The organism is Streptomyces sp. NPDC002698, from assembly GCF_042888945.1.
Classification (GTDB): Bacteria; Actinomycetota; Actinomycetes; order Streptomycetales; family Streptomycetaceae; genus Streptomyces.
In genome coordinates, this window is the sequence record NZ_JBIAQM010000028.1 from 48,045 (window position 1) to 68,826 (window position 20,782).

At 69.0% G+C, this 20,782-nt stretch carries 10 protein-coding genes; 5 read left to right on the plus strand and 5 right to left on the minus strand.

Annotation, left to right across the window (positions count from 1 at the left end; genetic code table 11):
* Positions 1-33 precede the first annotated feature (33 nt).
* On the plus strand, positions 34-2,205 hold the full coding sequence (locus tag ACFYW9_RS30315) for a UvrD-helicase domain-containing protein (RefSeq protein WP_389156911.1): 2,172 nt from the start codon (positions 34-36) through the stop codon (positions 2,203-2,205).
* Between the two features lie 99 nt (positions 2,206-2,304).
* On the opposite strand, the gene ACFYW9_RS30320 is transcribed toward ACFYW9_RS30315, so the two are convergent.
* Positions 2,305-8,295: an AAA domain-containing protein gene (locus tag ACFYW9_RS30320; RefSeq protein WP_389156914.1), complete on the minus strand. Its 5,991-nt coding sequence runs from the start codon at positions 8,293-8,295 to the stop codon at positions 2,305-2,307.
* A 393-nt stretch (positions 8,296-8,688) separates the two neighbouring features.
* On the opposite strand from ACFYW9_RS30320, the gene ACFYW9_RS30325 reads away from it, so the two are divergent.
* Together ACFYW9_RS30325 and ACFYW9_RS30330 are read left to right on the plus strand one after the other, a co-directional pair.
* On the plus strand, positions 8,689-9,528 hold the full coding sequence (locus ACFYW9_RS30325; RefSeq protein ID WP_389156917.1) for a hypothetical protein: 840 nt from the start codon (positions 8,689-8,691) through the stop codon (positions 9,526-9,528).
* A gap of 166 nt (positions 9,529-9,694) precedes the next feature.
* Complete coding sequence (locus ACFYW9_RS30330; RefSeq protein WP_389156921.1) at positions 9,695-12,244, plus strand: DUF262 domain-containing protein; 2,550 nt, start codon at positions 9,695-9,697, stop codon at positions 12,242-12,244.
* A gap of 3 nt (positions 12,245-12,247) precedes the next feature.
* Here ACFYW9_RS30330 and ACFYW9_RS30335 read toward each other — a convergent pair whose 3' ends face one another.
* A complete protein-coding gene (locus tag ACFYW9_RS30335) occupies positions 12,248-14,617 on the minus strand; it encodes a hypothetical protein (protein ID WP_389156924.1) in 2,370 nt (789 codons plus the stop codon).
* A gap of 192 nt (positions 14,618-14,809) precedes the next feature.
* Here ACFYW9_RS30335 and ACFYW9_RS30340 point away from each other — a divergent pair, with 192 nt between their 5' ends.
* Both ACFYW9_RS30340 and ACFYW9_RS30345 read left to right on the plus strand, forming a co-directional pair.
* Complete coding sequence (locus tag ACFYW9_RS30340; protein WP_389156927.1) at positions 14,810-15,178, plus strand: hypothetical protein; 369 nt, start codon at positions 14,810-14,812, stop codon at positions 15,176-15,178.
* Positions 15,179-15,465: 287 nt separating this feature from the next.
* Positions 15,466-17,478 (plus strand): serine/threonine protein kinase, encoded by a 2,013-nt coding sequence (locus ACFYW9_RS30345; RefSeq protein ID WP_389156930.1) that lies wholly within the window; start codon positions 15,466-15,468, stop codon positions 17,476-17,478.
* Between the two features lie 108 nt (positions 17,479-17,586).
* On the opposite strand, the gene ACFYW9_RS30350 is transcribed toward ACFYW9_RS30345, so the two are convergent.
* From ACFYW9_RS30350 to ACFYW9_RS30360, 3 genes are all read right to left on the minus strand, one after another.
* Complete coding sequence (locus ACFYW9_RS30350; protein WP_389156933.1) at positions 17,587-18,666, minus strand: hypothetical protein; 1,080 nt, start codon at positions 18,664-18,666, stop codon at positions 17,587-17,589.
* 160 nt (positions 18,667-18,826) lie between these two features.
* On the minus strand, positions 18,827-19,069 hold the full coding sequence (locus tag ACFYW9_RS30355; protein WP_389156936.1) for a hypothetical protein: 243 nt from the start codon (positions 19,067-19,069) through the stop codon (positions 18,827-18,829).
* Between the two features lie 95 nt (positions 19,070-19,164).
* Positions 19,165-20,415: a hypothetical protein gene (locus ACFYW9_RS30360; RefSeq protein ID WP_389156939.1), complete on the minus strand. Its 1,251-nt coding sequence runs from the start codon at positions 20,413-20,415 to the stop codon at positions 19,165-19,167.
* Positions 20,416-20,782: the final 367 nt, after the last annotated feature.

The following is a 20,782-nucleotide window of genomic DNA, read 5'->3' on the forward strand; positions in this document are numbered from 1 at the left end:
CGGCCACCACCCGCTCGCCACCCGAGGACGCTCATGCCCCGACTCGCCCTCTCCGACGACTTCGTCGCGGACCTCATATCGCTTCAGAGGCCCGTCCAGAAGGAAGTCAACGACGCCATCCAGATGTTCCGGAGCCTGACCGTTCCCCAGCTCCACGCCAGCAAGGGCATGCACCTGGAGAAGCTCGAGCGGGCGCGCGATCCCCGGATCCGCACCATACGCGTCACCAAGTTCTACCGGGGCGTTCTCCTCGCACCCGACGACGGAAGCGAGCTGTTCACACTGCTTCGGGTCGCCCCGCACGACGAGGCGATCAACTGGGCCTGCAAGCGCGCCTACTCGGTCAACGGCGCCACCGGAGGCCTCGAGGTGCGCAACGTCGAAGCCCTCGAACAGATGGAGACCTACTTCGAGACGAAGGCGGTCGCCACCCCTGCCCGCCTGTTCCAGAAGCACTCCGACACCGTGCTCCGCGACCTCGGCATCGACGACCAGGTCCTGCGCCTGGCACGTGTCTGCGTCACGGCCGAGGACCTGACGGTCATGGCGCCGCCCATGATGCCGGCCGACCAGTTCGAAGTGCTGGAGTACCTGGCCGCCGCGTACACCCCCGAAGACGTCTGGGAACAGCTCATCGCTCCGCGCGGCCAGACCGTGCGCACGGCGGAGGACCGGCCGAGCGTCACCCTCACGGAAGCCATCCTCAACACACCCGACCGCATCGTGGAAGTGACGGGCCCCGGCGAGTTGGAACGCATCCTCACCGAGGACCTCACCCGCTGGCGGATCTTCCTCCACCCGGCCCAGCGCAGATACGCCTACCACCCGGGCTTCAACGGACCGGCCCAGGTCACCGGCGGCCCCGGCACCGGCAAGACGGTCGTCGCCCTGCACCGCGTCCGGCATCTGCTGCGTACCGGCCGCGAGGGCGACCGGATCCTGCTCACCACGTTCACCAACGCGATGGCCGCCGCCCTGCGGGACAGTCTGGCGTTGCTGCTCGGCGACGCGGACGCCCACCTCCTGGAGCGCGTCGAGGTCACGACGGTCGATTCCCTCGCTGCCCGGGTCATCCGAGAGTCTCGCGGCAGTTCACCGAAACCCCTTTCGGCCGCGGCGGAGAAGAGCGCCTGGACGCGAGCCACCGCACGTGAGGAACTCCCCTGGCCGGAACAGTTCCTGTCCCAGGAGTTCCGTAACGTCGTGCTGGCCCAGGGCCTGCGTACGCCCGAGGAGTACCTGCGCTGTGTACGGCGGGGTCGCGGCACGCAGGTGGGACGGGTGCAACGAGCCCGGCTGTGGCGCGTGATGGAACGGTTCACCGCGGATCTGGCCTCCCGCGACTCGGCGACGTACACCCTGCTGTGCGACCAGGCCGCGAGGATTCTCGCCGACGCCGGACCGCGCTACCGCCATGTCGTCGTGGACGAGGCCCAGGACCTCCACCCGGCCCAGTGGCGCGTACTGCGCGCCTGCGTGGCCCCCCGCTCCGACGACATGTTCCTCGTCGGTGACCCTCATCAGCGGATCTACGACTCCCGCGTCTCGCTGCGCTCGCTGGGGATCAACGTACGCGGACGCACTTCCCGGCTTCGCCTCAACTACCGCAGCACGGAGGAGATCCTGCGCTGGTCCGCCTCCCTGCTCGACGGTCAGCCCGTGGGGCGGCTCGGTGAGGACGACGACGATGACGGTGGTCGGGACTCCCTCCGGGGCTACCGGTCCCAGTTGCACGGCCGTATCCCGGCGGCACGCGGATACGGCAGCCAGGACGAGGAGTTGCGGGCGCTGATCGAGCAGATCCGGACCTGGATCGATCAGGACGGTGTCAAGCCGTCCGAGGTGGCGGTGTGCGCCCGTTTCAACACGATGGTCGACGCGGTCATCGCCCGCCTGCGGCGCGAGGGCATCGCTGCGGTCGCAGTCAAGGACGATCCGGGGCCGGGCACCTCGGGTGTACGAGTGGCCACCATGCACGCGATGAAGGGGTTGGAGTTCCGTTGTGTGGCCGTCGTGGGCGTGACGTCGAGTGTGCTGCCGTTCGCCCCTCATGTGACGCCTGCCGACGTCGATCCCGTACAACACGAGTCGGATCTGCTGGCCGAGCACTGTCTGCTGTTCGTGGCGTGCACACGGGCCCGTGACGCACTGGCCATCTCGTGGAGCGGTGAGCGCAGCCGCATGCTGGACCCGGTCGCCGACTGAAGTCGGAGGGCCCGCCGACCGAACCGTACGACGGTCGGTCGGCGGGACATCTCGAGGACGCCGACATGCCGGGTCCCCGTCCGGCCGCGGTCCAGGTCCTCAGGCCCGGATCTCCCGGACGACAACCTTGTGTGTCTTGCCCTGAGAGGCGTCGTACGAGATGTCACGTCCCGTCGGCTGCCACATCAGCGCGTGCCCCAGCGGAGACGACGGGGACACGATGTCCGCCTCTGCGGTGGGCAGTTCGGCGACCGTGTACAAGGTGTCCTCATCGACCTGTCCGTCGAATTCGAGGACGAGCAGCACGCCGGGAATCACGACTCCCGGCGTGCCCGCCTCCTGCCCGACACCCACGGCGTCGAGGAAGGTCCGCAAGAAGCCGAGGCGTTTCGTGCGACGCTCGCGCTGATCGGCCTGCGTCTTCCTGAGGAAGACAAGGTTGGCCATGTCCATGCCATCGGGAGTCTCGTCCGGGGCGTCCACGGCGGTCTGCAGCCCCTGCATCTCGCGGACCAGCCGCTGGAAGGCGGCGGCGGGAATCTCCTGAACGGGCAGGGACCCTTGTGCGGCCCTGTCACTCGCCTGGCCCTGCGGCCGCGGCTGCGGCTGCGGCTGCGGCTGCGGCGTGGATGTCACCGGCCGTGCGCCACGCCCGGCCACCGGTGCCGATATGCGCGCGGGTGCCGCGGCCCGAGGTCTCGCCTGCGCCGGAGCCTTCTTCGGTCCCTCGTTCCGCGCGGGAACCGGACCGGACCCACGCAGGTCTCGCGTAAGGGCCACTGAATCCACCGACGGGGCCGGCTCGACGGCACTCGCCCGGGTATCGGGCCGCGGGTGGATGCCTTTCGTGGGCTCAAGCTCCGGAATCTCGCCCCCTCGGCTGTCCCCAGGCGTATCACCGACGCTCAGGGCTTCGCTCCCCGCGTCCTCCGACCGAGGTGCGGGCTCCTGCGCCTCCTCACGGACCGGCTCGATCCCCAGCCGTTCCAACTCCGCCCACAGAGGCGCGAGCGCCTGCTCCGGGTCGAGATGGAACCGGCTTCCGCGGATGCGGACGAAGGTCCAGTCGACCCGCTCCAGGTCACGCTGCCTGGCGGCCGCCGTCGACGCGTCCTCACCGTCCGCGAAGGCGTCGCCGTCGCAGGCGACGGCGAGTCTGCGCGTACCACCTTCGACAACCAGGTCGATGGAGTGGCGGCCGACCCGGTACCCCGGCCTCACGCGGTAGTCCCGTCTGGTCAGTTCCAGGTACACCTTCTGCTGGAACAGGCTGTCGAACGCTTCATGCCGTACGTCCGGGAGCACCTCGCCGTCGACCGCGACGGTGTCCTCCTCCGCGGGCCGCGTGAGGTGGTCGAGCCACTGTCGGCGCAGGTCGTTCTCGTGGAACTGTTCGGTGCGCGCGCTGTGGAACACCCACACCTGATCCTGGGCGCGGGACGCCGCGACGTTGAGCCGCTGTTCGTACGTCTTGCCGTTGAAGCCCCCGGGCACCGAACCGGCCGCCGTGGTGGCCGAGTTGACGCAGGAGATGAACATGACGTGGCGTTCGTCGCCCTGGAAGTCCTCCGCGTCCCCGACCCGGATGCGGCGCTCCTCACGCTGCTCGTAGTCGAGGCGTTCGGCCAGCAGGTTCTCCAGTTCCGCCAAGTGCCCCTTGCCGGCACGGAGGCTGATGACGCCCATGCTCTTCCCGTCGTACGCGGGGTCGGCGCAGCAGCGCACGATCGCGTCGACGAGCGCTTCGGCCTCGGCGGTGTTGGCCAGCCGGGTGTTGCTCCCGAGGGCTTCGCCGTTCTCGACGTACACGGTACGGACGGGCGCCAGCCGGTCGGCCCCGTACTGGCGCAGCGGCTGCAGCCTGCCGTTGTAACACAGGTCGTTGGAGAAGGAGATGATCTCCGGCATGCACCGGAAGTGCTCCTTGAGCATGAGCGTGCCGCGGCCCGCGGAGAGCGCTTCCGTGAGGTCGAAGAAGCTGGACTCGGGGCCGAAGAGGCTGCGGACATCGGGTTCGAGTGAGGTGAGCAGCCGATCCCTGAGATGGAAGTACTCGTCCTGCTTGAGGCCGACGTTGGAGGGGCTGACCTGCTTGCTGTCGCCGACGACGACCATCCGGTCGGCGAGCCAGCTGAGCAGCATGGCTTCCAGGCCGGACTGGCTGGCTTCGTCGACGATGACGACGTCGAACATGCCGGGGCGGTCCATGGGCACGGTCTCGGCGACCTGGTGGAGCGGCATGATCCAGGCCGGCACCGCGCTCTGTGCCTTGCGCAGCGCGGCCTGCGCGTCACGCCGATAGCGGTGCTGGTACTTGCCCTTGATCCGGCGGGCGGCCTGCTGGTAGGCGCTGAGCGCCCGGGACTGGTCGCCGGTGAGCAGTCCGAGACAACGGTGCCATGCGCGGGCGGCGGCGAGCCTCGCGAGCATGATGCGTGCCTCGTCGTCGGCCTCCGTCAGCCGTCTGCGCAGGACACGCTCCGCCTCGGGGTCGGTGAGCCGCTCCATGCGGTCGCGCCACGCGGACCAGGCCCAGGCCTCGGCGAGCCGAGGAAGCCGGGCGTCCCACCCGGCGTCCTCCGGGGTGTCCGTGATCCGCTCGGCGAGCGAGGGGAACGCTTCCCGCACACGGGTGAGTGCCGTGTGTTGTTCTGCCCGGAGTCGGGCGGCCTCGCGGACCTCGGCGATCTCGTGGCTGAATTCCCGGTAGCCGTCGGGGTTCTGGGCGCGCACGGCGTCGAGTGCGCGCGTGACGGCGGGCGCGACACCCGGCCGCTCGCTCCAGGCGCGCAGCAGTTCCTCGGTGTCCGCGATGACCCGGCGCGAGCGTTCGGCGGCGCGCAGTGTGGTGGCCGCGCGCAAAAGGGCACGTACCGCGTTCTCGACGGGCCGGTCATGCCAGGTGGCGACGGTCAGTACCGGTGATGTCGCGGCGGCGGTGAGCACGTCGGTGCGGGCGGCGGCGACGGCGAGAAGTGCTTCGAGGACCTCGGCGTCCTGCCGCAGGCGTGCGAGTCGCGGACCGTGTCCGTGCCAGGCGCCGACGGGGCTTCCCCACTCGGACTCGACCTGTGCGAGGCGCAGTTCGAGCTGAACGCGCGCGAGTACGATCGCCGCTGTTCCGATGTCCTCCGGGGTCCGTCCGTCGACCCGGACGGCCTCCGCGAACGCGCCGGCGGCCTTCGCCAGTTTCGAGCGGATACCCAGCGGACCACGCAGTTTCTGCCCCTGCCCGAGCCCGTCGTGCAGGACGGTGGCCTGGCCGAGCGCCGTGGCGGGGTCGTACTGTTCCAGGCCGCTGACCATCGCGGTGCCCAGGGTGGAGAGCGAGGCGTCGACCGCCGCGAGGGTCTCGTCGACGGCCGCCCGCCTGCTGCGAGCCTGCCAGTCCTGCCCGGCGTTGACCTCCTTCAGCAGTGCCACGGCCCACTCGCCCGCCGCCGCGGCGGCGAGCGACGCGGCGCGGGCGCGGGCTGCGGTGAAGGCGTCGAGAGCCGTCGACAGCCGCTGCTGCTCGCCCTCCGAGAGGCCGCGTACGGCGGTGTCGTACTCCTCGCTCAGCGGGTCCTGCCGCACCGCCGCGTGCGCCTGTTCCGCGGCATGCACGACGGAGACGGCCTCTTCGAAGTCGCCGGGGCCCGGCAGCTCGGACGGGCCGGGCACCTCGGCGGCCAGGGCACGGTGGTGCGGGGTGAACGCACGTGTGGTGTACAGGAGGCTCAGCGATTCGTCGACGCTCAGACCGGGCTGTTCCTGTGGGACCTGGCCGAGCCAGTCGTACCGCCCTGCCTCGGTCGTGAGGCGCTCGGCGATCTCCTGGAGGCTGCCGCTGTAGTCGCCGATCTCCGCTTCGAAGCGATGGGTCTCCTGTTCCCGCAGTACGGCGAGGTCACGGAGCATGGCCTGCTGGGCGGACCGCGCCGCGGTGAGCCGCTTCTGGAGGGTACGGATCTCGCGCTGTGAAGCCTTCTGGTCGTAGCCGGCGTACTCGCTGAGGATCTTCTGTACGGACGCTTCCAGCTCGCGCTGGGCGGCCGCGCCGTCCTCTGTACGGCTGACGCAGAGGTCCCGGATGGATTCCGGCAGTTTGTCCCGGAGCACGCGCAGGGCGCGCGGGGTGTGGCTGGTGATGAGAACGCGTTTGCCCTGTGCGAGGAGGTCCGTCACCAGGTTGGCGATGGTGTGCGTCTTGCCGGTGCCGGGCGGGCCCTGCACCACGACGAGCCGGTTCGCGCGCAGCCGTTCGGCGATGGTGCGCTGCTCCTCGTTGGCGGGGAGCGCGAAGTACATCTCACCGGCGTCGGCGTCCGTCTCCTCGCCCTCGGCCGCCGCGAGGTCGGCGGCGGTCAGGGCTCCGTCGCGGCCCGCGATGTAGCCGAGCAGCTCGGTAGGGGGCGTGCCACCGTCGATCTGGCGGGCGATGGACTTGAGCGCGTCCATCGTGGAGCGACGGTTTCGTTCACGCAGGACGAGTGCGGGTGTGAGTCCCACCTGCGGCACGTCGAGGGTCCGTGGCTTGGCACGCTCCACGGTCTGCAGATAGCTTCCGGCGCTGTGCGCCGCGTTGACCCAGCTGCGCAGGGCGGTGTGCACGGCTTCGAGCTGTTCGGGATCGGTCACGTCGGAGCCCTCTTCAAGCACCTCGACGATTCCCTCCCGCACGGGACCCGGTACGTGCTGGGCCCCTTCGAGCATGCCCTCTTCGAGCTCCAGGCCCGAGCCGGTCGGGTCGGGGGCGGCGGTGAGCGTGCCGGTGGCCGGGTCGAGGTGGAGGGTGGCCCGATGGGTGACGAGGTGCCGTTCCACACGCTGGCCAGTGCTTGTCTGCCAGGTCAGCCGACCGAGCCCGAGGACGAGTTCGTACGCCTCGCCGAGGTTGGCGGCATCCTCGTGCATCTTGTGAAGTGTGTCGTACAGCTTGACGAGAGGATCGATCGCGCGGCGGCGCTCCGCCCAGCCGAGCCAGTCCTGTTCCCAGGCGGCGTACAGCTTCTCGATCGCCTCCTGCTTCGGGTGTTCGTCCAGCTCGTGGTAGGCCTTCTCCAGCGGGATTCCCTGACTCCAGTCCGGGAATTCGGGTTCGATCCGGCGGCGCAGGTGCGGGGCGCGGGTCTGCTTGAAGTCCCGGATGCGCGTCTCGTCCACCCAGGGCGCGAGCAGCGGCTTGGGGTGCGGGGCGTCCTCGCGCTCGGGGCGTACCACGGTCAGCCAGGCCGGATCGTCCGCGGCGAGCACCCCGTCGAGCATCACCTGGACACCGTGGGTGTCCGGCAGTTCCTCGAACCACACCGTGCCGGCGGCACCGTCGAGAGTGCGGACAGGACGGGCCTTCGATTCCTCGGCCTCGGCGAGGAATCGAAAGATCTGACGCACACGCGTGGCGTCGGTCTCCTCGCTGGACGGCTCCTGCGTCCGGACATGTGCGGCCTGTCGCCCCGGGCCGGTCGGCTGAGAGGGCATCCTCCCGAGCACCGCCCGAGGGGGAACTCCGGGATGTCCGGCGTCCTCGGCGAGACCGTGGCCGAGCGCAGCGTCCGGCTCGTCGTTCACGAACAAGGACGGCTGACGCTCGCCGAACAGTGTGGCCTGATCGGGGATCGACGTCGATGTGGTTCCCGCCGTCACGCGAGTGGCGGCAGGGGCGGCGGTCGGGACAGTGGTGAACGTGACGCCCTCACGCCTCTGTCCGCCGGGGAACCGCACCTCGATGTCCAGCTCCTCGATGGTGCCTGCCGGGATGCTGTACGCCCAGGTAACCGAGATCCTGCGGCCCCTGCGCACGGTACCTTCGAGTGCGCTGTCGAGGATCTCGCTCTGGTGGTCCTGTACCTGGCGCCCCGTCTTCCCGTACGGCCCGCTCCGGACGAGCAGGCTGATTCCGTCGACATCGACGGGCTGTCCGGTGCCGTTGCTCAGGTACAAGGTGCACCTGACCACGTCATCGCCCTGCCGGTATCCGTAGGCGTCGTCCATATCCACGATCTCGTACGGCATGACATCGTCGATTCGGACATACAGCCCGTCGGCATATTGATAGACGGAGCCGACCGGCTGCACACCGTCGCTCGGGCCGCTCTCACCCTGGCTCACACGCCACCCCACTAGCTCCTGAGGGCCACATGGTGGCCACTCCGCGAAATCCCGCCCCGGCCACCCGAGATACGAACACGACGCGCCCCCCAGCGCGTCAACTCGAGTGTGAACTGAGCACACGGATCGAGAGTATCAGGAGCGACGCCCCAGAGGCCCCTTTGAGAGATTTGACCATCTCGCGACGCCGATGAAGCACGCGCGCGCTACCCGACAGGCCTCGCCACCGATGCAGCCATGACCGCCTCCGACGCCACCAGTCGCACGCGAGACGCAACCGGGAACACCCCGACGATATCAGCAGACAGTTGACTAAGTTCACACTCACCAGCAGGATGAGTGCGTCAGAGCCACCCGCCCGATTCCTTACCGTCCAGGGAAGGCACACACGCCATGCATATGGAAGTGCTCCGCGTATCACCCGAGTTGGCCGCGACGTGGCTCACTCGGAACACCAGCAACCGCCCCCTCAGCAAGAGCACGGTGCAGCAGCTGGCCGACCAGATCCAGCGCGGCGAGTGGCAGTTGACGCACCAGGGCATCGCGTTCGACGAGGACGATGTGCTGATCGACGGTCAGCACCGACTGGCGGCGATCGTCAGAGCCGGGCTCACCGTGCCGCTGACCGTCACACACGGCGTGCCCCGCACCGCCTTCACCGTGATGGACACGGGTCGCAAACGCACCGGCCGGGACGCGCTCGCTCTCGCGGGTGAGGCCAACGCTACGCACATGGCCGCCGCCCTGCGCGGGCTCCATCTGTACCTGCACGCGCCGAACTCCGCATGGAGCGGAGGCTCATCCGTCACCAGCAACGATCAACTCCTGGTCCTTCTGGAGAAGAATCCGGGCGTTCGTGACGCCCTCACTCACGGCATCGCGCTCAACCGCGCGTGCCGCATCACCGTCACGGCCGCGACCATCGGCTGGTACGTCACCACAGAGGCGCGCCCCGACATCGATCAGTCCGCATGGAAGGACGGCGTGGTCACCGGCGCGCGACTGGAATCCGGCGATCCACGTCTCACCCTGCGCAACACCATGCTCAGCCTGGCCGCGGGCAAGACCCATCGCCGTCGCGACGATTCGCGCGAGCACCTGCTCTACTACCTCAAGTCGTGGAACGCTTGGGTCGAAGGCCGCACCATCAAGCTGCTGCGCCGGTCCCCCAACGAGACGATGCCCAGGATCTCCCACCAGTCGGCCATCGCGGCGGGGGCCAGGAACGTATAGCGGATGGCGCCACGGCAGTGCGGACTTGGCATATCGACTCTTCAAGATGACGGAACCCTGCCATCGTTGACTGAGTTCACGCTAGATTCATGGAATCGCTGTCCCCCAAGCACGCACCATCGGACACATGGGCCAGACCTGTGTCTCCGGCAGGGAAAGGAAGTACATGCGCGCTCAGGAAATCACCTTCCTCAAACTCGTCCAGGGGGACAAGCAGTTCCAAGTACCGCTCTACCAAAGGACGTACAGCTGGGGCAGGGAACAGCTGAAGCGCCTCTGGGAGGACATCGGCGAACTCGCCGACCAGCACATGTCCGGGGAGCCCACGGCCCCTCACTTCCTCGGATCGGTGGTCCTGGCGCCGGGTCAGATCCAGGCCGGCGGCGTACAGAGGTGGCTCGTCGTGGACGGCCAGCAACGGCTCACCACCCTGATGCTCGCCTTCACCGCCCTGCGTGATCACCTCAAGGAGAGCGGTGACTCGCGAGCGGCCGACCGGGTGCACCGACAGGTTCTGGTCAACGAGTTCCACGAAGGCCCCGATCACTACCGGCTGCTGCCCACCCAGGCCGACCGGGACGCGTACACCGCCTGCGTCCAGTCCCGGGCCGAGGCGGGCGGGGGCGACAACATCGGAGTCGCCTACCGGTTCTTCCGAGGTGCGCTGGCCGAGGGCCACGAGGCCGGCGACGAACGGTGGACCGCCACGGTCGAGACGGTCCTCAAGGATCTGCTCTCCATCGTGGAGATCACCGCCGAGCCGGGCGACAACGTGTACCGGATCTTCGAGTCGATCAACAACACGGGTGTTGGGCTCAGTCAGAGCGACCTCTTGCGCAACTACGTGTTCATGCTGCTGCCCAAGCGGGGCGAGCGGATCTACCAGGAACTGTGGCTGCCCATGCAACAGAGTCTGGGCCCGAAGAACCTGGAACTGCTGGTCTGGCTCGACCTGGTGGTGCGCGGCCACTACAAGACGAAGCAGAGCGAGATCTACCGGGAGCAGCAGAAGCGGCTCCAGCCGCTGACCGGGGACGAGGACGCGCTGCAGCGCGAGATCGAGCAACTGGCCGAGCGGGCCCGGAGATTCCTGCGCATCGTCGATCCCGCCCGGGAGCAGTCGTCCGCTCTCCGTGCCGTCCTGGAACGCCTGGCCTCCTGGGGCGGCCAGACCCACTATCCGCTCGCGCTGCATCTGCTGGACCTGCTGGACGCCGGCGGGACGACCCCCGAGGACGCGGCCCGCGCGCTGGGCTATGTCGAGTCCTATCTGGTGCGTCGCCTGATCTGCCAGACGCCGACCAGCAACCTCAACCGGATCTTCATGGAGGCACCGAAAGAGCTGGAGACCGACCGGTCGGCCGCCGAAGCGGTCCGACGGTTCCTGTCCGGCCGGCGCCGACGCTGGCCGAGTAACGAGGAACTGCGCGAGGCGATCCGCACCAAACCGTTCTACTGGAGCGGGCGCCCTCCGCAGCGCAACCACATTCTGCGCCGCCTGGAGGAAAGCTACCTCGCCTCCGAGCCTGTGGACTTCGCCAAGGCCTCCCTCAGCGTGGAACACGTCCTGCCGCAGCGGCCCGCCCAGGCTTGGTTCGACCTGCTCGCCGACGAGACGGAGCCGGGTCAGACACCGCAGGAACTGCACGACCTGCTGGTGCACACACTCGGCAACCTGACACTGACCGGTGACAATGCCAAGCTCTCGAATCACCCCTTCGAACGCAAACAGCAGATCCTCGATTCGAGCGCTCTGCGCATGAACCTGGAGATCTCCTCGGCGCAGCGTTGGGGCAAGGCCGAGATCCTCGACCGTGCCGACCGTCTGGCCGACCGTGCGGTGGAGCTGTGGCCCGGCCCGATCGGCGGGGTCAGGCCGGCCGACGAGGAGTCACCGGGCTGGGTCGAACTGCGGGCCGCGCTGGTCGCGATGCCGACCGGCGCGTGGACGACGTACGGCGATGTCGCCGAACTGATCGGCAGCCATCCGGTGCCCGTCGGGGCCTACCTGGGCGCCAACACGGCGGTGATCGGCGCCTACCGCGTGCTCACCGTGGAGGGCAAGGTCTCCCCGGCGTTCCGCTGGGCGGACGGCAGCGACCGTCCGCCGCCGCAGGAACTGCTGACGAGCGAGGGAGTGCGCTTCGACTCCCTGGGGCGCGCCCACCACTCCCAGCGCCTGTCCGCCGCCGAGCTGGCCACCCTGCTGGGCAGGGACGTGGCGCAGCAGACCGCGCAAGATCCGCTCCCCGAGGAGGAGGACGCGGCAGCGGCCGAGCGATTCCGCTCGCAGCTACGGGGGAACTGGCCGGACGCGTATGAAGGAGTCGTGACGGTCCTCGACTTCTGGCGTCGCCAAGGCGGCCATGTGACCTATGGCCGGCACGAGGAGACGAGCTGCTTCCCGATGCTGGACGCCGGGACCGGCCGTCGGCCCCACTTGGTGTGGCCGGTCGGGATCTATCCCGTCAGCGGAACGGTCGAGGTGGTCTTCCAGTATCTGAAGACCCGCAGCCCCTTCGACGACATGGAACAGCGCCGGGAACTCCTGACCCGCCTGAACAAGATCGACGGCATCGAACTTCCCGAGGCGAAGCTGGAGCTGCGCCCCTCGTTCCCGGTGCGGGTGTTCGCCGAGCACGTCGAGGAGATCTGCGAGGTGCTGGACTGGTTCGTGCACACGGCCGCTCTGGACCTGGCCCGGAGGGACGACTGACGTTCATTTCGTCGACGCGGCCTGAGACGCCGTCGGCACGAGCCTCGGCGGAAGCGGCCGGGGCGGGTTCGCGTAGGCGGCGTACGCGCGTTCTCGCTCCCGGCGCCAGATCGCCAGCAGGGCCTCGTCGGTCTGCGGAACCGCCAGGCCCGCGGCTTTGAGGATGTCACGGAAGAAGGGCACAGGACCGCCCTTCCTGGCGACGACGACCGCGGAGAGCATCGGCGCGTCGGTGCCCGCTCCTCTCTCGATCTCACCGAGCACGCGGCGGGCACCGTGGCTCTTGAGGTCTATGCGCAGGTGCCCGATCTCGATCGTGCCGCCCTGTGCCGCGATCTGGGCCAGTTGTGTCCTGAGCTGCGCTACGGCGGCTTGCTCGGCCGCTGCCGTAGCGCGTGAGGTGGACTGTGTCTCTTGCCGCACCTGGGTCTCGTCGGGGTTCCGATCGGCTTTGGTGAGCCGTGTGGCTTCCTGGCTCTCCCGGGTGCGTCTGGCCGCTTCGATGCTCGCCTTCGCCGTCTCCAGCCCTTCCTCGACGATCACGACAAGGTGGCCCAGCTTCTTCTGAGCCACTTTCGCGCGTTGAGACGCCGGGAGTACTTCACCGTCCTGGAGGGCGAGCCAGGCCTGAGCCGAGGCGAGGGACCTGCGGGCTCGCTTGCGTGGCGCCTTGCCCAAAGCGGGCAGCAAGCCTTCGAGTTCGAGGACGAGGGAACGCAGATACCGCATCCTCGTGGCGCCTGCCGCCGCGCCGGAAACGACACGCTGGGGCTCGGTCGCCGTTCGGCCGCGAACCGCCGCCGGCCGCTGCAGTACGGGCTGTGCCAGCCGGAGGGAAAGCCGTGGTGGCATGGCGCGCGGCGGGACACCGTAGGCGGCGAAGGCGCGCTCGGTCTCGACCGCGGCCCAGCGCTTGATGCGGTGGGACACCGACGCGTTCTCCACGCCCAGCTCGGCCAGCACCCGAAACAGGTAGGGAAGCGGCTCGCCCCCGTCCCTGACGAGCGCGGACAGGACCGGGGCGTGCTCCCGCAAAGGGGTGTCGACCGCGACCAGCAGATCGCGTCTGCCGGTGTCCGAGTAATTCTTCAACGCCGGACCGACGGTACGGGCCAAGGTGTCCCACGTGGTCGTGGACTGCAGTCGCGCGTGCTGCCCCAGGGCGTCACGCACGGCGGTCACCATTTCGGCACGGCTGAGAAGTGTCCTGTCCTTCGGGACTTCGGTGCCAGGCGCGGCGGACACGGCACGGACGGGCTCGGCTTCCTTCCTGAGGGCCGGTGGCTCGGACTTGCGCTGCTGCGACGTCGCCGCCTTCGGTTGATCCGCCTGTCGGGGAACCAGGGCAGGCGGAGGCGTCCACAGACCTGTGCGCTCGGCGTCGTGTGCGTTCAGACGTACGTACCGCTTCGCCTCGACCGCCCAGCCCGCGGTGCCTTCGGCGACGAGCAGCCGCGCTCCGTCGGTGATGCGGTACACGTGCTCGGCGGGCGGCGCCGGACTGTCCGCCGGCAGGGAGACCAGGGCTCGGACGATGGGGCTGTCGACGGGCTTCACATCGGCGGCGAGGAGCTGCCGTCGCTCCGAGGCGAACGGGGAGTCGGCGGGTACCTCGGCCTCTGGTACGAGGGCGAAGACGAGCCCGCCCTGGAGCGGAAACGTGGTCGGCCTGGGGCGCGGACGGCTCAGGCGGATCCGTTCGGTATCCGGTGTGACGATGCCGGACGGCGTGAGCACGCAGTCCTCCAGCGGGGTCCAGGTCACCGTACGGTCGCGGGCTTCGGCACCGACATGAACACGGCGCTCGCCGCCCACCGTCTCGCAGCGGACCCTGAGGCAGTAGCCGTGGCGGCCGAGGAACTGCTGGGTGATGGCCCCGTCGGACGCGAAGATCCAGTCGATTCCGTCGGCGTCCGCGGCGAGTTCGTCGTCGGCCCGGCGCCACGTCCGGTAGTCGATGGCGCTGAGCTGGAAACGCAGGTGCCGTCGACTTTCGGGCAGGTGCACGTCCACCGCGTCACCGGGTCCGGTGCCGAGATCCCGGGTGGCCACCTGTCCTCGCACCCGCCTCGCGCCGAGGAGGCTCCGGACACCGCGCTTGATGAACAGATGGTCGGCGCTCGACTCACCGTTGTTCTTGCGGTGGCAGACGGGGGCGGTCGGGTGGTGGGCGAAGTGACAGACCTTGGTCGTGTACCGACGGTCGCTCAATTCACCGCCGCAGCCACCGAGCTGCAACCCGCACCAGTAGCTGTAGTTCGGATGCGCCTCGCGCCACCGGTCCAGCTCCCAGGCCTCCATCGGCAGGATGACCGGATGATCGGAGGTCTTGTGGCCGATCACGGCGGTCTGCACGAGACGGTGGTCGAACATGGGACCTCACAGCAGGATGCCGGGGACACCGGTCACCCGGCTCGAGAGCAGACGACGCGAGCTCCGCCAGTATGCGATCCATGCACAGAGTTCACAAGCATTCTTCATGAAAGTCCATCACCTGACTGTGCATGAGCCGGCAATGCGCATAGGCTCACCCCGCACAAGTCGCCCGCCGGAGAGGGAACCGCGATGCGGAAGGGCAGTGTCGAGTACGAGCGGGCGCTGAACGCGATGGTCGAGATTCTGCGGGCCCTGGCACGCCAGGAGGCGCAAACCGTGCAGTACGGCCGGCTCAGCACCGAGCTGCGGCATCTCGGTCATCATGTTCCATCCCATGAGGGGCCGATGCCCCACCTGTTGGAGGACGCGTCCGCACAGGAGAGCCCGGACGGATCCCTGCCCATGCTGTCGGCTCTCGTCGTGCTGCAGGAGACTGGCCGACCGTCGGCGGGCTTCTTCCGACCGGCCCGCCGTACCCCGTACCGGCGCCCCGGCGACGACACAGAGCTGTGGATCAACGAACTCAAGCACTTGGCGCGGCATTACGCCGACCGGTGACGTCCGCCGGCTCGGCGCTCCGGCGCGGGCTCGCCCCTGCGCAACTACATCCGGCGCTCGGCCTGTTCGTTCCCGGCACTGTCGACACGACGACCGGACCATCCTCCAGTCCATCGATTTCCGGTCTCAGGCGAACTTCCGTCCGCGGCTCGTCCTCCTGAGCGATCGCGGCACCCCCGCGTTCCGCCTTGGCCCAGGAGCGCCCAGCCGCCTGACGCCGGCTCTCCTCTGACCGCCTGTCAACACTCTGGCCTGCCCAGGCCGACCCTCTGTACAAGGAAGTGTTCGTGAGCGCAATCGGCCCCGCCGGAAGAGTCCAGCCGGCTCGTCCCGGCGATCCCTCCCACATAGGCCCTTACCGCATCCTCGGACGTCTCGGCGCGGGCGGCATGGGCACCGTCCACGCCGGAGTCGCCTCCGACGGAATGCGTGTGGCGGTCAAGATGATCCATCCCGAGCAGGCCCAGGAACCGGAGTTCAGGGCCCGGTTCCGGCGCGAGGTGGAACTGTCCTCCCGCGTCACCGGCCCGCACCTGGTCCCGCTCCTCACCGCCGATCCGGACGCACCGACCCCGTGGCTGGCCACCGCCTACGTTCCGGGACCGACGCTGAACCAGCACGTGCTCGCGCACGGGCCGCTCACGGGAGGGAACCTGTACGCCTTCGCGGCCGCGACGGCACAGGCCCTGGCCGCCATTCACGCCGTCGGAGTGGTGCACCGCGACGTGAAACCGCAGAACGTCCTCCTCACCCCCGCCGGCCCCCGGATGCTGGACTTCGGCATCGCGCATGCGGCCGACGGCACCAGCGTCACCCGTACCGGGGTGATGACCGGCACCCCTGGCTGGATCAGCCCGGAGCAGTACCGTCAGGGCACCGCGGGTCCGGCGGGTGACCTGTTCGCGTGGGGGGCGCTCGTGGCCTACGCCGCCACCGGACGGCTGCCCTTCGGATCCGGCGCGCCCGATGTGGTGGCCTTCCGCGTGATGTCGGGCGAGGCCGACCTGGACGGCATCCCCGCGTCACTGCGCCGTACGGTGGAGGAGGCACTGGCCCAGGAGCCGGGCGACCGCCCTTCGGCCGCCGAGGCCGCCCAGGAGTGCGTCACCCTGCTTGCGTCCCAGGCCACCCAGGTGGTGGGCGCCGACGCGATACCGGCGACGGCCGTGGACATGGTCGCGGCTCTCTGGGACGTGCCGGCCGGGGAGGATCCCGCATGGCGTCTGCCCCCGGACCGGAGCCCTTCGAGGAGGCGACTGCTGGGCGCCGTCGTCCTGACGGCGGGGGTCATCGGCGGCCTGGCCGGAGGAGTGGCCGCGCTGTTGCCCGGAGGCGCCGGTGACGGCACGCACACGTCGTCGTCCACGGCCTCCGTCTCACCGTCCTCCTCGACCGGATCCGCGCGGCCTCTAACGAGCACCGCGAAGGACGACACGGCCGCGAACCAGCAAGCCCTGAGCAACGGCTCGGCGACCGCGAAGAGCTGGGCCCTGACGCGGGCGGCGCAGGGCGCGGGCGAGCACGACGTGGCTCGTGCGGTCCTGCACGACGAGGGTGTCGTCGCCCAGGAGTTGGGCGACGGCGTCGACTTCTCACCGAAGAGCGTGCAGTTCCAGGAGTCGCGGCGGGAGGTATACCTCTCTTACACGCTCACCTCCGACGAGGAGGGGACGATGTACGCGGAGACGGAGATCGCCAGGAACATGTGTCTGACGGTGAGGGACGTCGTACTCCGCCTGCACCCGGATCTGCCCTACCGCACGTACGTCATGGTGAAGGAGGAGAACGGCCGTGATCCCCAGGTGACATGGCGGGACGACTTCGTCGCGAACTCCCAGTGCCGGTCGGCGGCCGACAACGACACCGCTCAGGACTCGGACACCGCTCAGGACTGGCAGCCGGACGAGGACGGCCTCGGTCTGGCGATGATCCCCAGCACCGACAGCGCGGAGATCCGGGTCGCAGACGGGGCGGCCAGGAAGATCATCGCCGGGACCAACGGGATCCGTCGGACACTCGGCACGGACCGCGTACTCGGCAACGCGCAGATAAAGGTGGGGTTCGACCCCGTCAACTCGGTGATGTACGTCTGGTCGGACTACGTGCAGTGGAACGAGGGACAGGTCGAGTCCTGGGCGGGCCTCGCCGCCGGTGAGGCGTGCCGGGCACTCGTGCGTGAGCGCGAGAGCGCGGGAAGTGCCTGGCCGTACTCACGCTATGCCGTGGCGGAGATCGGCGGCTCTCACTACATGATGATCCGTGGGGGCACCGCCACCACGCGGGCCGCCTGTCCGGCCTGAGTGACGGACAGGCGACCGGCCCGGTCCGTAAAGGCGAGAAGCGCGGGCAGGACGGCGAGCCGCACGACCTCGGCGTGCTCAGGGTGACCGAGAGCGGGACCGTGACCTTCAGCAGGTCAGGTCGCCCGACGCCGCCGGCTCGTCGGCACCCGTGGAGAGGGAGATCTGTTTGACCTCGCCGGTGTAGTCACCCACGGCTCCGTCCTCGATCGACCCCTCGGAGTAGTACAGGGCCGAGGCCCAGGGCTCCGCGTCCTTCTGCAGCCCGTCCGTCAGTCTTTCCATCGTCGCTGTACGGAAGTTGGTGTTCAGACAGCCGCCCTCCATGTACGACCAGTCGGGGTTGGTGCCCTCCGTCGGCTCCGTCGCCGACGCGTCGGACGGGAGCAGGGCGAGCACGGCCCTCCGTGCCCGGTCCTCGTCCACCGGAGACGAGAAGACGACATCCAGGCTGATGAGGTGCTTCTTCAGCGACGCGGCGGGCGGGACGGTGGCGCAGACGACCTCGTCCTTCGCCAGGCGGTAGGCCACGGGGTCACTGACGGGCATTCCCGTCTGCGCCGCGCACTCCTTGGACCAGGAAACGCGCGGATAGCGTCCGTCCCACCAGGTCACCGGTGAGGTCAGCCCCCGGCCGCCACGGTCGTCCTCGGCCGGTCCTCCGAGGGTCTGCTCGGGAAGACGGGCCTCCTTCAACGGTGCGACGTGCGGACAGAACTCCGTCCGCAGGAAGTCGGCCATCGCCGCGGCCTGGTCCTCCGTCGCGCCGCCCGACTCGTCCGAGTACCGGACGCCCTTCCACGTCCGATAGCTGACAGCCACGTTGCGGCAGGTGTCGACCTGGCTGGTCGCGAGCCGACGCCGGTCCTCCAGGCCGGTCTCGACTCCCGCACCGAGACCGTAGTTGTTGGCGTCCCCGATCTCGCCGAGCCGGTTGACCAGGTCGTCGTCGACACCGGCGGCGGCCAGGAAGTCCTCGATGGAGGTGTCGTCCTCGTCCTCCGTTTCCTCGGGCACGGGATTCGCATCCGACTCGTCCTCCGGCGCCGCCGACTGATCCTCGGTCACGTCCTCCGGAGCGGCGGAGGAACGCGCGGAAGAGGGTTCCGTGTCACTCCCGCAGCCGCCGACGGCGAGCACGGTAGCGACGAGGAGCGCGGTGCCGGCGGCACGGCGGTATCTGGACATGGGGCAACTCCGTGTGCGTTCAATGGTGACGGGCTGGTCGGCTGATCGGTCGAGGGAGCGCCGTCCTTCGCATGCGGTGGACTCGGAGAACGGAATCACGTCCGCGGTCGGACCGCACCAGCGAGTCCGGAGCCGCAGGCACTCGTGGCGACGACTCCGCTCACTTCGGCTTCTTCTTGGGTCGTGGGTCGCCGACCCCAGGCAGGGGACGTGCACCGTTCAGCGGGTTCTTCTCCTTTTTGCGCTGCACCGTCTTCTTCGCTCGCGCCGACTTCTTCACGTCCACGGCCTTCTTCGCGCGTCGGCTCTGCATCGGCTTGCGCTTCGGCGTATCAGGTCGGCTGCCCAGCCAGCGACAGGCGGCCGCCATCTCGGCGACCGATCCGCCGCCGGTCTGCTCCACGGCGACCAGCAGACCGACACGGCCCGGACGAAAAGCGGCTCTTCGCAGTCGAGGGTGCGGCCTGGCTGCGTACATGGCTGACGGTCGGCGCCCACTCAGCCTTCCCCGCCGCGTTCCTCCTCGTCCCCGAGCAGACGGCGCGCTCGCTCGGCGATACCGCTGGAGAGCTTGTCCTTTACCGAGCCGGCCCGGTCGAGGGTCTCGTTGCCGAGGCTTCTGGCGGCACCGACGCCCTTCGCTCCCGTCTCGAGCGCCTTGTCCCTAGCCTCCGTGGCCGCGTCCGCCCATCGTCTCGCCTCCGACGACTGGCGACCGGACTCGATCCCGAGCCGTCCGTGGAATTCGTGGACGCCGGTCGCGACATGGTTGCTCGACTGGACTACCGCCGGGGACTTGACCGGGTTCAGCAGCACCTTCGCGTTGGCCGAGTCGGCAGCCGCGTTCATCCGGGCCACCAGACGCTCGGTGCTCCGCGAGATGAGTTCCAGCCGACGCTGCCGGGCAGCCTTCAGTCCGAGGCGATGCCCGTCCAGCTCCTCCGGAGACGCGTCCAGCACCCGGTCGAGTTCGAGCACGGCGATCGCGTCCTGCAACTGGAAGCAGCGAGCCAGCACAGCGAGCCACTGCCGAACTGTCGACTCGGCTTCCTTGGTCGTCGTGGCGAGATCACCGATCTTGGTCTTGCCCTCCATCTTCTCCGCGAGCGCGTCGAGTTGACGCAACGCGTAGGCCTGGGTCTCCGCGATCGTCGCTGGCCCGGCCTGCACCTTCGACCACGTGACCTCGGATACCCGGCCCACCTGCTCCCTGATGGTCATGGTCTCCTCGATCATGAGGTCCACTCCGATCATGCGGGCCAGCACCGCGTCCTTCTGAGCGCGGAGCACGTCGTCGACCTTCTCGTCGATCGTGGCGAGATAGTCGGTGATCTCGTCCATGGTCTGCTGCATCGCGAGCTGTGCCATGATCCCCGCGGCACCGGCCAGAAGCGCCGGGTTGGTCAGAAACGAGCCGGCCCCCTTCTCGAACTGGAGCCATGACTTGATCGAGCCGGGTTTTCCCACCATCGCGTGGCTGACGCCTGGCGTCTTGCTCTCCATCAGCCCGAACTTCTTGACACGCTGCGCGGACTCATTGGTCAGCTTCATCCAACGACCGGAGTTGGCGGCGACGTCCGAACCTGCCTGCGCGGCTGCGGCCCCGGTACCGAAGACAGACTTGAGCCGTTGCAGTCCCAGGTCCTTCGACGGCAGGCCCTCCGAAAGGAGGAAGCGTTCGACGTCCGCCGTATTCCCGATGACCGCCAGTCCGTCACCATCACTGATCAGCTGAATCTCGTTGCCCATCGTCCGCTCCTGAAGTGGCTTCTCGCAGTTGTGCTCGGTCGGGGTCCGCGCGGCGATCGCCGGGCAGGGGCCAAGGTCTTCCGACGACAGTAGATCGAGGGACAGGCCCGGACAGGACCCAGGACCTGCTTCCCTGACGCGGACGCGAAGCCGGCGTCCAGGCCGGCACCGGTTCCTCATCGTCGAAGGTGTGACGAGGGTCGGCGCGTTGAGCCGGTAGGAGTCGAGGTCTCCTGACTGTCGGGGGTTCCCGCACGCCTCATCCAGAAGACCTGGACGTGTCCGACGCCACCCCGACGGCGGGCTTCGCCTGCCCCGATCCGACCGCCTTCCACTGTCTGGGCGACCTCGGCCTTGTCAACATCGA